Source organism: Filifactor villosus (assembly GCF_042652965.1).
GTDB lineage: Bacteria > Bacillota > Clostridia > Peptostreptococcales > Filifactoraceae > Filifactor > Filifactor villosus.
This window is the reverse complement of sequence record NZ_JBHSHL010000003.1, coordinates 34,632-48,940: the sequence shown is the minus strand read 5'-3', so window position 1 is coordinate 48,940 and position 14,309 is coordinate 34,632. Positions and strand designations below refer to the sequence as shown.

Genomic DNA, 14,309 nt, shown 5'->3' with positions numbered 1-14,309 from the left:
CAGTTCATTTTCTCCCCTCTTCTATCCTAACTTCTGTTCCTCCTTTCGGTTTTGTCCATTGTTTCTCTTACCCTCACCGACAGCGATCCGTCTTTATTATTTTTATTATATCTGATTTTTTAGATAATTTCCAATTTATTTGTCTACAGTTCATGTTTCGCCCCGTATTTTTAAAACGGTGTGTTCTATACACTTACGCTCGGATTGTTTTTGTTCTTCTTTTGTACTGTTTCTCACTAAATGACTTGACTGCTCATGCAGTTTTCTCTCAAAGCGTTTTCGATAATGCTCTGTTATTTTTATCTTACAATTCAATCGGAGAACGCAGTTGTGGAGATGTTACTGCGATGCCTAAAACAAAACGTTTTTGCACTTATGCAAAATTTTTCCGTTTTTCGGTTGATTTTTTTGCCAAATCCTGTTATTATAATATTAACATCGGGATGTGGCGCAGTTTGGTAGCGCACTTGACTGGGGGTCAAGGGGTCGCAGGTTCAAGTCCTGTCATTCCGACCATTTAAAAAGAACTGTTGAATTCAACAGTTCTTTTTTTATTCTCTTTGCAAATGACAAGGTCTGCATCCGCGTGTCGCTTCCATCTCTGTAATCGAACACCATATGGAATGAGTAATACTATTTTTCGATAGAAGCGTTGTTATATTCACACTTACAAGCACAAAACCCTATTTTATCTCCCATAACCGAAGGATATTGATATCAAGAATTCAAATGAATAACAGCATAAGTGCCGTTTGATTCAAAAAAAGCGAAATGATATAGGTTTTACAAGTTTTCTGTATTTTATAAAAGGGAGGGAGGATTTTATACTATTCTCCACTAGTACATTGACATGTTGAAATTCATATAAACTCAAACTATGTTAAGAGTGTTTTTGCATTATAACGAGGATCTAAGTAAGGGTAAATATCAATATGTCACTACACCGGCAGTATGGATATACCTCTCTTTTGACTACGAAAAATTATTCTATCTTCTATTGTTACAGATCGTTTATATCCATAAGTCAAAAGAATAGTAGTTTGGGATTTCTAATTTTGTCAGCATAAAAAGACCAGGAAGTATCGGGGAAGCCCTCCTAAAAGATTTTGATATCGGGATTGATTTTTTTGATTTCCTCAAAGAACCTCTCCTTGTCTTTAATCGATATCATAAGCCCCGATTTGGCCTTTCTTCTTATCTCTATCCTGTCAAGCGAGGCGGCGAGGGAAGACAGGGGATTGTTCGTCTTTGAGAGTGAAACGATGTCACTGTAGGGGATCTGTGTTTTGATAGGCCCGAAGCGAATAAAGAGTGTTCCTTCTTTAAGTTCCACATAGTTAAAGAGCAGAATCGAAACAAAAAAACCTTCCACCAAAACAAAGACTGCCCAGTTAATAATCAGGGCAAACAGATCATAATCAAACATTGCCCCTCTGATAAGGGTCGGAACAGTAACAACTGCTACAAAAAGCATCGTTGCATAAAACCATCCTCCCACTTTTCCTTTGAACCTCATAAGAATCCTCCTTAATACTGTCCACTTGCATTGCCTTCTGATACTACTACCCGTTTAAGTTGCCTACTTCAAAGCTTCAAACCACGACCTTCCAAATTATTGTTCGACGATGACACCTTGCGTCTATACAATTATCCGCTTGAACTACTAATATCAACGTCCTTCTTTTTATGAGTGATAAAACAGAGCTTTACGCTTACAGGTTCAGACATAACCACACTTCTGTCGCAGATTCGTATTCCCTCCTATTTCAAACAGACAAGCGTACATCCGCCTTTCCTCAGTTATAAAAAAAACATCACTCCACAAGAGCCCTCGCACTCTCACAGGGCTCTTGCAGATGTGATCTCCTTATGTTTTGCAGTCTTCTTTCTATTGTGCCTCTACAAGGCTGTAAGCAAAAGAGTAATCTTCTTGCGTCAAGCCGGGAGCATCCGACGAGAAGATCGACAGGGGCAGTCTGTTCTCAAATTGTACCAGACCCTTTCCGTCCTGATATACCCTTGTTTCCGTATAGGTATTGTCCAAGAAGTCTTCGACGTTTTTGACAACGGTCTGTACTTTATAGGTACGACTTCCCTTCTCACCTTCGGCTTCGACCAACTCATTTTGTGCAACCAATTCTTTTCCCTTAAAGTTAAAGGTCTGCTCCCACTTTGTACCTTGTTCCAAGGGGAGTTTTAATATGATTTGATTTTCGATAATACTGTCTCTCAAGTGCAAGGAGTCATAGAGACCGAAAGACTTGGATTTTTCGGTCTTAAAGGTTACCGTTCCGTCTTCTGCAATCTCAACCTCTTCCACAAATGTTCTGTCATTGGGGTCGTCTCCCTCTCCGTCGACCATATAGCCCTCGTACTTCAAGACATCGGAAGTTCCGTTCTTACTTTCTCCCGCGAACTTGGAGGCGTAGCCGAACTCCGCATAACCGTGATAATACCTCTGTGTGTCGTCCTGCGGAAAAATCGCCAACAGGTCTTCTCTTGAACTCTCCTGCTCTGCGGGTTTCTCGGGCTCCTGCACGACAGTTTCCTGCGTAGGCGGTGCAGGTGCAGGTTCTTGCGTGACTTCTTTTTCTTTACATCCGAAAAGTAACATCGTGCTGACGGTAAGCATCAATGTGGTTATTAAGATCTTCTTCATTTCCAACCTCTCCTTCAACATTCATTTGTTTCCTGTTTTCATTATACCCGATTTGCTCTGTCGATAGTTTACAAATTTAAAACAATTCCCCTGTGTTTCCTACTCTTATCCCGTATTTCGGGACACAAACACCACAGAAAAACTTCCTGAACAAACCGTCTTCCTACCCCTTTACCCTCTCAACAAAGTCGATTACGCTCCCCCAACCTTTTTCTTTCGCTTGGTAACCCCATACTTCCTCCGTCAATTCTTCCAGCTCATCGATGCTTTTGTGCAGTTCTTCGGACATTTCTTTTCTCCTATCCTTGGAGAAGCTGTTCAAATATTCATCACTGATCTTGAACCGGACGTTTTGAAGAAAGTTTACCGTATCTATATAGGTATCCGTATATGCAAACACGGTGCTTTCGGGGAAACAATCGATGACCCTCTCAAAGGCCTTCTTCATCTCCGGCAAGTTCAAAATTTCCAAAGTCTGTGGAATATACGAGACCCACTGCGGATAGTTGCAGATCAGCTCCCACCATCCGTCCGCCTTCCATCCTCCCACGAGGTTTCCTGCGACAAAAAAACGGAACAAGTCCTCATCTGTACGTTCTCTGATCTCGTCGATCTCACCAAGTTCACGCACCTCGTCCAATATCCTCACAAAAAGATCCTGTGAATATTCCTCTCTACCGTTCAACACTTCCTTTAAAGTACGCATGCTTCCTCCTGTGAAACCACTTCTTCTATCAATCCGTAAACCTCTTGCAACGGTCCGAGAACTTCTTTTTCCTTCACAATCTGCCTATAAAGGTCCTCCAAGGTGCTTGCAGGAGAAAGCAGAAAAAGGTGATAGGTCTGAAAACGAACCCTGCCCAGCTTTGTCAGACAGGGGAGCAAATCGCCCAAGTCCTTATGGTTGAACCAACAATCCGTTTGCAGTGCAAATTCACGGTTATAGCTTCCACAGGCGATCTCACTTCTCAGGAAGTCATCCATTGTGGGATAAACATCGCTCAAATATCTTGTACAGGCAAGATGGTATTCTATTTTTCTTACCGACCGATCCACCCTGGATACAAAGCAAAGACCGTAGCCTTGAGGCATCTCGACGACCAGTACATCTCCCTCTTGAAAATGAGGCTCTTTTTGTTTCTTTATCTTCGGTCTCCTCAAAGGTTTCGGATTGTCCGTCTGAAGATGGAGAGCCAGCTTGTCGAGGGCTTTCTGCCTTTGCTTGAGGGCTTTTTCGTCGATCTCCTTCCACAGTTCACAGGCCCCGCCCTCTATAAGCTCCAAGGCCTTCTTTCGAACCTCATCCTCTTTGTATCCGACCTTCCAAAGAGAATAGGCAAAGGCGGTCCAATAGATCTCTTCGTATAGTTCATCGATACAAAAATTCTCCGCCTCCCGTAACCAATCCTGTCTTATCGCCTCCACATCTTCTCCGTCTTTATACCTCTGCGTAACGGAGTTATAGATGTCATAAGCACTGTCACTGTCAATAATTTTTACTCCATCGATCGCCATAAGCCCTTCCTTTCCGTTTCTCTTGTGTAACCCTTCCCTTTTCTTCAATCATACCATAGATCTCACAGCACAAAAACGATTCAATCCCTGTTTTTACAGATATCCTTAGAAAATCCCTCACAAGGGCATGCCGTATCTTTGCCCTTGATTTACAGATGACACAGCGGTAACGAAGGAGTTTAGGACAATACCTCTTCTATATAATTGCCTATTAAAATTGACAAGCGGAATATTTTGAAGCACACCGTCCTCCAAATTGTTTTTCGGTAATGATATGGAGTTCCTGCCCGGCATTTCCAATGGAGAATAGTATGATAAAGCCCGTTTCATGCTTCTTTGAATCATGCGGGATCTCGCTTAGACTCCTCTGTATCCGAGATTGCAAATACAACCGCTCTCCTGACTCTCTTTCTCTTTTTAAAAGAAAGCCCTTGACAAAGCTCCTATTTGATTGTATACTTTTTAGTGTTCAAAGGATGGTTATTGCGTACCCATAGCTCAGCTGGATAGAGTGTTTGGCTACGAACCAAAAGGTCGGGGGTTCGAATCCCTCTGGGTACACCAGAATGTTTGAACAGCGGGATAAAATGACATGATGTTCATCGTGTCATTTTATTTTTTTGTTAGTAAGAAAGTAGAGGTAATACCGGACTCTCTTTTCTTCGAACCGTCCTTCCAGGTCTTCTCTTAACAGAAGGAAGATCAATCTCAAGCAAGGCAGCGGGATTTCGGGGTGAAAAATTGGGGCAAGCACTTTTTTTCTCCCTCTATAAATGATATAGTATAAGCACTGTATAGAACATCGTGCACTTATCCGAGATCATTCTCTCATAAAAATTTTTCGGTGTTTAAAGTTTTTCACCAAGACCGAGACTTGATCGGACTGTTTATGCGTGGACGATACAGTTATCGAAAACGGTCTCAGCATTGTTATCATCGAGTCATACCATCCGGATATGTAATCGGATGGAAGTATAAGGGAACTTCTTCGAACTCTGAAGGCTTTTGACCGTTTTATTCGACCGAGAGGAAAGGAATATACAAATTTATGAAACAAGCTAAATTAATGGGGGTGATCGGCGGTATGGGCCCTCTGGCGACAATGGATTTCGCCACGAAGGTGATCCGACTTACTCCTGCCACAAAAGATCAGGAGCATATTCCGATGATCATAGACAACAGGACAACGATCCCCGATAGGACCAACTATATACTCAATGGTACGGACAGTCCGTTGGAGTCTTTGATTGAGTCTGCACGTTTTTTGGAAAGATCCGGAGCGGAGTTTCTGGTTATGCCGTGCAATACCGCCCACTATTTCTATAAGGAGATCAAAAAAGAAACCTCCCTTCCCTTCCTCCACATTGTGGAGGAAACCGTGAAGGAAGTCTTGCAACGCGACGAAATCAAGAGGGTTGCTCTGATCGCAACCAAAGGCACCTATTCCTGCGGTCTCTACGAGCGTTTTTTTGAGCAGGAAGAAACGGAGCTTCTCCTACCTGACGAGGATGAAAAACAACTGATTATGGATATGCTCTATGCGATCAAGTCGGGAACTCCGATGGAAGTTTCGCCGTTTGAACGTCTTCTCCGTCGTTTTATCGACAAGGGCGGAGACCACTTCATCTTGGGCTGCACGGAATCTCCTCTGTTGTTTGAACAATATGGTCTCTCTCATCCGGTCTTCGACTCCTCGCTCATCCTCGCACAACGTGCCGTGGAATTCGCCTTCTCCCTTTAGGAAGAACTATCCTTTGTTCGGATAGAATCGATGGTGTTTCCCGTTCTTACAAGATTTATGTGGATTATAAAAGCCTTGTGTCTTTGCAAACTACAAGGCTTTTTATATTGTTATCCCACTGATATGCCATATCCGCAACAGAGAGGTAACTGCAAAAAACAAATATCGCTTGCGAAACACACCTGTTCCACACAGCAGCTTTGAGACAGAATGGAGTTTATACCTTTCTTCTGACATCTTCTCCGACAAAACGATAAAAATTAAAGTGTTTTACCATCCGAGAATAAATTCTTTCTTTATACAGTTCACGCAGTTCCAAGGGGCTTTTATTGGTGGAGATCAGCATCTGCCTTTGTTTTTCGATCCTTGAGTTGATAATATGGAAGAGTTCGGCTTCCACAAACTGGTTGACCATCTCGGTTCCGAGGTCGTCAATGATAAGCAGGTCCGACTCAAAGATCAAATTCCTCGTAGAGTGTTTATAGAGTTTTTCATACTCCTCCCTGCGAAAGGTGTAGGTCTCCAAACAGTGGATGAGCTCCCTTACTGTAAAGTAGATCACGGTTTTGCAATCGTCCATCGCCCTCTTGGCGACACAACAGGACATATAGCTTTTGCCAAGTCCGGTATTTCCCCAAAGCACAACGCTCTTTTCTCCTTTTCCCAAGTTCTCCGAAAAAACCTCCATATTTTTTCGAATCCTGCGTATTACCCGGCGTTGGGTCACCGCCCTTCCGTCGACCTCGATGGGCTTTTCATCATCGAACACTTCTTCTTTAAAGGATTCAAAGTTCTCCCTCTCGATCCGCGAACCCATGTTGGATCCCTTCTGGATGTCCTTGCTCACAAGCTCTTTAAGACAGTTACAGGGAATATACCTTCCCTGCCTGTCCAAAAGATAACCTGTATCGCTACAATATTCGCAAAGATATCTGACCTTGAAATCCTCTTCTTTGAGTTTGGCGTATTCCAGATAGATCTTTCTCTTGTTTCGAAGTCGTTCGAGTTCTTCTTCCATAGGACGGGTGTCGATACCCATGATTTTGGATCGGCCTATTTGAATATGTTCGTTAGCTATCGCCCTATCTACTTCTTCGATATGGGGATGGTTTCGATAGATCTGTTTTTTGCGTTCTTCAGAGCCTTTTCTTGCCGCATCCCTTCTCTTTTCATAGATGAGTTGTATGTTTCTATCCATGACTTACACCTCCTTCATCTATCCCTCGCTCCAATCGGTCCGTAGTTTGCTCAGAAGTTTCAGTTCTTCTTCCAACTCTCTCTCCCGTTCCTCCTGCTTGGTCAATTTCTTCCTCGATAGGACCTCCCGTATTTCTTCACGACCGATCTCAAACTCGCTCGTCTCTTGCTTGCGATGTTTGATGTCATCCACCGTCGGATACTTCATCAAGCGATACAGTTCCCTGATACTTTTCTTGTAGTTGAGTTTCTTCATATATTCGATGGTCTTGGTGATCTCCTCCAGGCTGAAGTGTTCATAGAGATAACGCAGGGCCTTGATGTCCTCCTTCGTAAGAGGATCTCTTGCAATTCCGAGTTCTTCCAATATATGGATCCGAAATAGGGTCGGGTCTTTTTTTTGTGCATTTTCCTTCTTTCGGAGGTTGAGTTCTCCCGTCTGCTCGTTCCAATTGCGAAGGATTCCGTCAACGTATCTCATATTCGGAGATTTGATCGCCGTCGCCTTGGAAAATGCCTCTTCTATAACGTCGATCCCAAAACGGTATTCGTCGATCCACTTGTCTATCAGTTTCTCCTCCGCCTTGGTCGGAAGACGGTATTCGCCAAGGAAGGACAGTACCTTTTTGTAGATCCCGTAGCGTTCCCCCCTCTGCATCAAAAAATCGCCCAGGTCTTCAACAGTACGAACTCCTTCGGAGTACCAGATACGCAGGATGGACATCGCATGGTTGACGGACCTTGAGCCTCGATTGTGCACACAGTAGCGGAATGCCTCCACCACAAGCTCCTTCGAAATATTATGCGTAGAGATGTACTCGTTGATACTCCTCTGTTGATGGCTCATAACAATCATTCCAAGGATCGATTCGATCTTGTCGTACATCTTCTCATACTCTTCATTTTTCTTAAAGACCAGAGCCCTCTCCCGAGAGATGTCGACCTCTCCCCTTGCATTATAAAATCGTTTGAGATTCTTAAACTCCACCGAATAGTCCCAGGTGTCCGCCCCTTCCGGCCTGTGCTTTGCAATCAAATTACAGCTCTCAAAAAAATCCCATGCCTGCATAACGTCATCGAGAGATACATTGAGGGTCTCGGCAAGAAACCGATTGTCAAAGGTCTCACTCTGTTCTCCCTGGCACAGGTAATATCCATAGAGGTAGATCTTCAAAAACAGAGGTTCCACAATGGGCAGAACCTGCGAAAAAAACACATTGGGTATCGGTGTATCCAATGCTTCACGATGTATTTCTTCTTTAAAAAACATAAGTCTTCCTCATTCTTTTGTCTATACGTTCTTTCTTCTCCGATATAATTATTCTATCATATCCCCCCTTCTTTCGCAATAAAGGACACAGGCGGTCGGATATGACGTCTTTTTGTGCAACCGATGGATCTGTATGCCGTGTCTTTTTCAGAAGATCATCTCAATTTTAACCGTGTGTGATACTATTCTCCGATAGAAGTATGGATACATCTGTTTTTCAACCTACGAAACATCGGTTTATCTTCTATGGGGCACAGATTGTTTATATCCACAACTCAAAGGAAGGATAGTATAAACCATTGATATAAATAATCTTCTCGAGAACACCTGTGCCTATCATACATAAAAAGAGGGCCTTTCGACCCTCTTTGATGTATGAATATCACTTATCGGAAATGCACTTGTGTCTTGATCTCCTTGCCGTCTCGCATAATGGTAAGCTCGACCTTATCTCCTTTTTTGTAGGAATATAGAAGGGTGGACAGTTCCTCCATACTTTTTATCTTTTTTCCGTCCATTTCAACGATAACATCGAGTTCTCTCAATCCCGCCTGCTTTGCAGAAGTGTCGGGATATACCTTAAAGACGATAATGCCTCCATCTTTGGCACCGTAGTCTTCTCCGGTCATTTGTCTGAATGCGTCTACATCATGGCCTTTAATACCGAGAACCACCTTTTCGACCTTACCCGTCTTGATTACCTGATCTACGATCGGTTTGGCAGAATTGATAGGAATAGCAAAGCCCAACGCTTCTCCCGCACCTTCTTTCAAGGTATTGATTCCGATTACCTGACCCTTGGAGTTCAACAGAGGTCCTCCGCTGTTTCCTCGGTTGATCGCTGCCGAAGTCTGGATCAGATTATCCATAACATGCTCCGAATCCACCTGTAAGCTACGGTTCAATCCACTGACAATCCCTTCCGTCATCGTCCTCTCGAACTCCAGTCCAAGCGGGTTTCCGATGGCAATCGCCAGATCTCCTACTTCCAAGGCACTACTGTCTCCAAGTTCTGCAGCTTGAAGTCCCTTCTTGTCGATCTTGATCACCGCCAAGTCCATATTGGAGTTGCCCCATACGACCTCTCCTTCTTCTTTGGTCCCGTCGGAGAGCAATACATTGACTCCTCCGCTTTCCGCTCCGTCCACAACATGGTAGTTGGTCAAAATATAACCGTCTTCCCGAACAATGATTCCCGTACCCACTCCGGTAGCCGGGTAGGTAAAGCCCCAAAAATCGTTACGCAACATCGTTGTCGTCTGAATTCCTACCACCGAGGGCATAGCCTTTTTCGCCACCTCTTTATAAATATTGTCCGTAGTTTCCACATAGGTTACCTTCTCCAATTTTTCACTCTTCGAGGTTGTCGATTCAATGTCATTTCTTTGAATACTCAGTCCCGCTCTCTCCAAAAAATAAGGCATTGCTGTTACGGAAAGAAGACAGCCGACCAACACTCCTACCACGGTTGACAAAAAAACGGATTTCTTTGTGCCCATATCCATTCCTCCTTAATCCAAGATATATTTAGGGGAAACAAAATCTCTAAGAAGAATGCTCAATCTCACATCCTTATCGGTAATACCGAACTGTTCCATAACCGTCCGAACGACCTGCTCCGCCAAGAGAGGCCGATTGTTCTCCTTGCTCAAATGTGCCAAAGCGATGTTGGTAATGCCCGACTTGACCAGAGCGGTGGCAAGTTTGCCCGCATCGATATTGCTCAAGTGGCCGCTGTCGGAGCGTATCCTTGTCTTCAGAGCGTAGGGATAACTGCTGTACTTTAACAACTCATCGTCGTAGTTGGATTCGACTATGGCAAGGTCGGAGTTCATCAAAGCCCTTCCGACTTCATCGCTGACATACCCCAGATCGGTTGCAATCGCGATCTTTGTCTTCCCGTTCGTCACAACAAACCCGCAGGGCTCTAAAGCGTCGTGGCTGACTGCAAACGAACTCAACTGAAGATCTCCGATCGAAAAATCTCCCGAAGCCTGAATAATATGTCTGTTTTTATCCGCTATGGAACCGACGGTCTTTTCCATCCCGTCCCATGTTCCCTGTGTCGCATAGATGGGAATGTCATATCTTCTGCTCAGGATACCGACTCCCTTGATATGGTCCAGGTGTTCGTGACTGACGAAAATCGCCTTGATGTCCTTCAAGTCCTCCTGATGCTCCATCAGGTTCTTCTCTATCTTTTTGCCGCTGAGGCCTGCATCTATCAATATTTTTGTGCTTCCCTCCGAAACGAAATGACAATTCCCCGAGCTTCCGCTCGCTACGGAAATATACTGCATATTCTTCTCCTCTATTCTATTTCCTATTTTTAGGATAGCAATGTTTTGTGGTAAATCTTTAAAATTGCCCTTGTTCTTTGTATGATTTCTCACATAGGATTGTAGATTTCTTTTCACAAATAAAAACTACTTGTAAAAAGCGAGTTTCCGCTTTTGAAAAAATATTTCATTTGAGAATTATCATCTTGTAATTCATATCTTTTTAAATCTAGTATAAATAGATAGTCATTGTCATCCAAGGGACTCTTTCTTATTGTATCACTTATTTCAGACTTTGTATCCTATTTCGACAAAAAAAACCTTCGAGAACAACGATTTCTATCTTATCGTTGTTCTCGAAGGCGGTAGTTTGTCTCCCATTGAAGAGCGGAAAGTATCGAGTCTGCACATCTGCCCTGTCGGAGCGATTTGGACGGTCGAAGCAAGAACTGTTTTTGGACAATTGACATCTTCCATGAACCGGTTATTTCAAACGGACAACAGCATCTATCGCTTCTCGGCGATACATGTTTATCAGAGAGAACATCAACCGTTCGTTCGGTATAAACCGCTCGGCAGATCCTCGTACAAACGAAGGTCTACCTTCACAGCAGAGTATTGCATTTGTTCCACAAATTTATTTGATTATATCGACACCCATATAAGGTCTTAGAACTTCGGGGATCACGACACTTCCGTCTTCCTGCTGGAAGTTCTCCAAAATCGCCGCCACGGTACGTCCTATGGCAACTCCCGAACCGTTCAGGGTATGGACGTACTCCGGTTTGTCTTCTTTGCTTCTCTTAAATCTGATGTTTGCACGTCTCGCTTGGAAGTCCTCAAAGTTCGAGCAGGAAGAGATTTCCACATAGCGTCCGTAGCTGGGCATCCACACTTCCAAATCGTACTTGAAAGCTGCGGTAAAGCCCAAATCTCCCGAACAAATTTGAACCACTCTGTAAGGCAGTCCCAGTTTTTGCAGCACGGATTCCGCATCGTTGACCAATGTCTCCAGTTCATGATAAGACTCCTCGGGTCGAACAAACTTGACAAGCTCGACTTTCTGGAACTGGTGCTGACGAATCAGTCCTCTGGTGTCACGTCCTGCCGAGCCCGCTTCCGAACGGAAGCAGGGGGTGTAGGAGCAGTACTTGATATTCAAGTCATCGCCGTTTAAGATCTCATCTCTATGAATGTTGGTCACAGGCACTTCCGCAGTCGGAACAAGGTAGTAGTCCAAACCTTCCAACTTGAACATATCTTCCGCAAACTTCGGCAATTGTCCGGTACCCACAAAGCTTTTTGCATTGGCAATAAAAGGCGGCAGCATTTCCGTATAGCCGTTTTCCGATGTATGGGTATCCAGGAAGAAGTTGATAATGGAACGCTCCAGCCTTGCACCCAGATCCTTGTACAAGGTGAAACGAGAACCGGTGATCTTACTTCCCGTATTAAAGTCCAAGATGTTGAGATTGGTTCCGATATCCCAGTGTGCTTTGGGTTCAAATTCAAACTTCGGTACTTCTCCCCAAGTTCTGATCTGCTTATTGTCTTCGTCGGTCTCTCCGTGGATGACTTTTTCGTTGGGAACATTGGGGATCCTCATCATCTTATCGAGGAGTTCCTCTTCGGTATCCTTGACTTGCACATCGAGGGCTGCAATCTCATCGGATAAGCGTTTGAGTTCCTGCATCAACTCTTGTGTATCCTTGCCTTCCTTTTTGTATTGGGGGATCTGTTTGGACTTTGTCTTCTGCTCGTTCTTCATGACTTCCACCTTCTGCAAAAGTTCAATCCTTCTGTTGTCAAGTTCTATGACTTCATCCAACGAAAAATCTTTCTCTCCCCTAAGTGCCATTCTTTCTCTGATCAGTTCCAAGTCCCGTTTGATTCTTTTGATATCAAGCATTGTTATCCTCCTTTTTGTTAATAAAAAACCTTCGTTCCAATGCTGTTGCATTAGGACGAAGGTATAAATTCCGCGGTACCACCTAACTTGATTATAATCCGGCTCTAAAGAATTAACGCTTCTTTCACGTTTCGGTCTTCCCGAAAAGGCTCCGAAGCGGATTCTAAGACTTCCCCTGCGAATTTTCACCATCCATTCGCTCTCTGAAAGGTTCTTCTCTTATACTGCTCTTCTTCAACGCCGTTTTGCATACTATAGCACAAGTTTTCCGTTTTTTCAAGTTGTTATTCAAATTTTAAGAAAACAAGTCCTGACCCTCTACAGGTGCAGGTTCTGCAGGAACATTCGGTTCCGGCTTAGGTTCATTCTTTACTTCCGGCTCGGTAGGAGCGGTAGTGTCGGTTGGAGGTCCGGGTTGAAGTGTTACCGGCTCACTCGGATTTGTCGGAGTTGTGGGTGTTTGACCCGTGTTCGGATTCGAAGGCTTTTGCGCCGTACCCGGATTCGGTGCCGAGGCGGGATCCCCCGTGTTTGTTCCTGTCTGATCTGCGGGGTTTTGCTCCCCTCCCTCCACAACTTCCGTTGTTTGAGTTGTGGTAGGCTCTTCCTGTTGTTCCTGCTCCTCAAGAAGAGTATCCTCATGAACAATGTTCTGCTCCTCCGGAATCGTCTTGGTCGCCTTCTTCCCCTTCGACTTCTTACCTTCTCCTTCATGTTGTCGCTGAATCGCAACGATATCCAAGGTACTTCTCTTGTGAAACTTCTCATGTTCCCAATCGGAGTATTCCCCTGCAAGCATATATTTGATCTGATCGTTATATATCGGCTCATCCATCAGGAAGTAGGAGATATTTCCGATGTAGAGACTCTCTCCCGCCAACACGTCTTTGATAATATATTCCGGTTTCAGATTTGCAGCCGAAACACCCAGTTGCAAAATATCCTTTTTGCTGAGATCGGTCTCCACATTCTCATAGACTGTTTCGAGCAACTGTGGAATCTTTGTGATGGATTCGGGTGACAGGACCTTGTCGATCAAAGCGCCGATAAACTTCTGTTGCGCTTCCACCCGACCGAGATCTCCCGCCGTATATCCTTTTCGATATCTCAGATATTGCTCCGCCTTCCGTCCGTCAAGAAGATGCGTTCCCTGCTCCAAGTCGATGCGAAGAGGAGGTTTGATTGCATTGTCGGTATAGTGAAGGCCTCCGGGATGATCGATGGTAATTTCGACTCCGCCCACCTTATCCACAATTTGATACAGTGCCTTATAGTCTACGACCGCATAGTGATGAATCGGGATTCCCAACAGTTCTTTTACCGCCTGGATGGACAACTCCGGTCCTCCAAATCGATGAGCGTGGTTGATCTTCGTCGCCTTCCTTCTTCCCGGAAGCACCACCCTTGTATCTCTGGGGATCGACAGGATAAACGCCGAGTTCTTATTCGGATCCAAACTTACAAGCATCATCGTATCCGAACGCGGAATGTCTCCCTCACGATTTCTTTCGGGAGCATCCACTCCCAAAACGAGAATATTCGTCCTTTCCGTAATTCCTTCCTTCTTGTCGAGAACTTCGACGACTTCGGGTGTGATCTCTTCTTTTTTCTTTTTGTCATCGTGTTCCAGATATACCTTCGTACCTATCGTTCCAATGATCCCGACCGATAGTACGGTAATCAAAAAAACCTTCAAAAAGTGTTTCATATCTCATTACTCCCCGCAAATGAATAGCTCC

Annotated in this window: 11 protein-coding genes, 2 tRNA genes and 1 other annotated feature; of the genes, 3 read left to right on the top strand and 10 right to left on the bottom strand. The window is 44.2% G+C overall.

Annotation, left to right across the window (positions count from 1 at the left end; genetic code table 11):
* The first annotated feature begins 439 nt into the window (after positions 1–439).
* Positions 440–516 (top strand) — tRNA-Pro (locus ACFO4R_RS00710).
* Positions 517–1,096: 580 nt separating this feature from the next.
* On the opposite strand, the gene ACFO4R_RS00705 is transcribed toward ACFO4R_RS00710, so the two are convergent.
* The 4 genes from ACFO4R_RS00705 to ACFO4R_RS00690 form a co-directional block, all read right to left on the bottom strand.
* Positions 1,097–1,516, bottom strand: a complete 420-nt coding sequence (locus ACFO4R_RS00705) for a PH domain-containing protein (protein ID WP_379787033.1) — start codon at positions 1,514–1,516, stop codon at positions 1,097–1,099.
* A 372-nt stretch (positions 1,517–1,888) separates the two neighbouring features.
* A complete protein-coding gene (locus tag ACFO4R_RS00700; RefSeq protein ID WP_379787032.1) occupies positions 1,889–2,659 on the bottom strand; it encodes a hypothetical protein in 771 nt (256 codons plus the stop codon).
* Positions 2,660–2,822: 163 nt separating this feature from the next.
* Positions 2,823–3,365: a hypothetical protein gene (locus ACFO4R_RS00695; protein ID WP_379787031.1), complete on the bottom strand. Its 543-nt coding sequence runs from the start codon at positions 3,363–3,365 to the stop codon at positions 2,823–2,825.
* Entirely contained in the window at positions 3,353–4,174 is an 822-nt protein-coding gene (locus ACFO4R_RS00690; RefSeq protein ID WP_379787030.1) for a hypothetical protein, read from the bottom strand. The genes ACFO4R_RS00695 and ACFO4R_RS00690 overlap by 13 nt, the downstream gene beginning before the upstream one ends.
* Positions 4,175–4,661: 487 nt before the next feature.
* Between ACFO4R_RS00690 and ACFO4R_RS00685 the strand changes: the two genes are divergently transcribed.
* Positions 4,662–4,738, top strand: a tRNA-Arg gene (locus ACFO4R_RS00685).
* Positions 4,739–5,222: 484 nt separating this feature from the next.
* Positions 5,223–5,915: a cysteate racemase gene (cuyB, locus tag ACFO4R_RS00680; protein WP_379787029.1), complete on the top strand. Its 693-nt coding sequence runs from the start codon at positions 5,223–5,225 to the stop codon at positions 5,913–5,915.
* A 217-nt stretch (positions 5,916–6,132) separates the two neighbouring features.
* Here the strand turns inward: cuyB and ACFO4R_RS00675 are convergent, their stop codons facing one another.
* The 6 genes from ACFO4R_RS00675 to ACFO4R_RS00650 form a co-directional block, all read right to left on the bottom strand.
* Complete coding sequence (locus ACFO4R_RS00675; RefSeq protein WP_379787028.1) at positions 6,133–7,113, bottom strand: ATP-binding protein; 981 nt, start codon at positions 7,111–7,113, stop codon at positions 6,133–6,135.
* Between the two features lie 18 nt (positions 7,114–7,131).
* On the bottom strand, positions 7,132–8,382 hold the full coding sequence (locus ACFO4R_RS00670; RefSeq protein ID WP_379787027.1) for a DnaD domain-containing protein: 1,251 nt from the start codon (positions 8,380–8,382) through the stop codon (positions 7,132–7,134).
* A 386-nt stretch (positions 8,383–8,768) separates the two neighbouring features.
* Positions 8,769–9,881 carry a S1C family serine protease gene (locus tag ACFO4R_RS00665; protein WP_379787026.1) on the bottom strand — a complete coding sequence of 371 codons (1,113 nt, stop codon included), beginning with the start codon at positions 9,879–9,881 and terminating at the stop codon, positions 8,769–8,771.
* Between the two features lie 12 nt (positions 9,882–9,893).
* Entirely contained in the window at positions 9,894–10,682 is a 789-nt protein-coding gene (locus tag ACFO4R_RS00660) for an MBL fold metallo-hydrolase (RefSeq protein WP_379787025.1), read from the bottom strand.
* Positions 10,683–11,298: 616 nt separating this feature from the next.
* Complete coding sequence (gene serS, locus ACFO4R_RS00655) at positions 11,299–12,570, bottom strand: serine--tRNA ligase (RefSeq protein ID WP_379787024.1); 1,272 nt, start codon at positions 12,568–12,570, stop codon at positions 11,299–11,301.
* A gap of 48 nt (positions 12,571–12,618) precedes the next feature.
* Positions 12,619–12,817: a binding site (T-box leader), on the bottom strand.
* Positions 12,818–12,865: 48 nt separating this feature from the next.
* Complete coding sequence (locus tag ACFO4R_RS00650; RefSeq protein WP_379787023.1) at positions 12,866–14,278, bottom strand: LCP family protein; 1,413 nt, start codon at positions 14,276–14,278, stop codon at positions 12,866–12,868.
* Positions 14,279–14,309: the final 31 nt, after the last annotated feature.

Excerpts from the sequence above, each read along its gene's own strand:
- ACFO4R_RS00705 (WP_379787033.1), bottom strand. The coding sequence starts at position 1,516 with ATGAGGTTCAAAGGAAAAGTGGGAGGATGGTTTTATGCAACGATGCTT.
- ACFO4R_RS00700 (WP_379787032.1), bottom strand. The coding sequence starts at position 2,659 with ATGAAGAAGATCTTAATAACCACATTGATGCTTACCGTCAGCACGATG.
- ACFO4R_RS00695 (WP_379787031.1), bottom strand. The coding sequence starts at position 3,365 with ATGCGTACTTTAAAGGAAGTGTTGAACGGTAGAGAGGAATATTCACAG.
- ACFO4R_RS00690 (WP_379787030.1), bottom strand. The coding sequence starts at position 4,174 with ATGGCGATCGATGGAGTAAAAATTATTGACAGTGACAGTGCTTATGAC.
- cuyB (WP_379787029.1), top strand. The coding sequence starts at position 5,223 with ATGAAACAAGCTAAATTAATGGGGGTGATCGGCGGTATGGGCCCTCTG.
- ACFO4R_RS00675 (WP_379787028.1), bottom strand. The coding sequence starts at position 7,113 with ATGGATAGAAACATACAACTCATCTATGAAAAGAGAAGGGATGCGGCA.
- ACFO4R_RS00670 (WP_379787027.1), bottom strand. The coding sequence starts at position 8,382 with ATGTTTTTTAAAGAAGAAATACATCGTGAAGCATTGGATACACCGATA.
- ACFO4R_RS00665 (WP_379787026.1), bottom strand. The coding sequence starts at position 9,881 with ATGGGCACAAAGAAATCCGTTTTTTTGTCAACCGTGGTAGGAGTGTTG.
- ACFO4R_RS00660 (WP_379787025.1), bottom strand. The coding sequence starts at position 10,682 with ATGCAGTATATTTCCGTAGCGAGCGGAAGCTCGGGGAATTGTCATTTC.
- serS (WP_379787024.1), bottom strand. The coding sequence starts at position 12,570 with ATGCTTGATATCAAAAGAATCAAACGGGACTTGGAACTGATCAGAGAA.
- ACFO4R_RS00650 (WP_379787023.1), bottom strand. The coding sequence starts at position 14,278 with ATGAAACACTTTTTGAAGGTTTTTTTGATTACCGTACTATCGGTCGGG.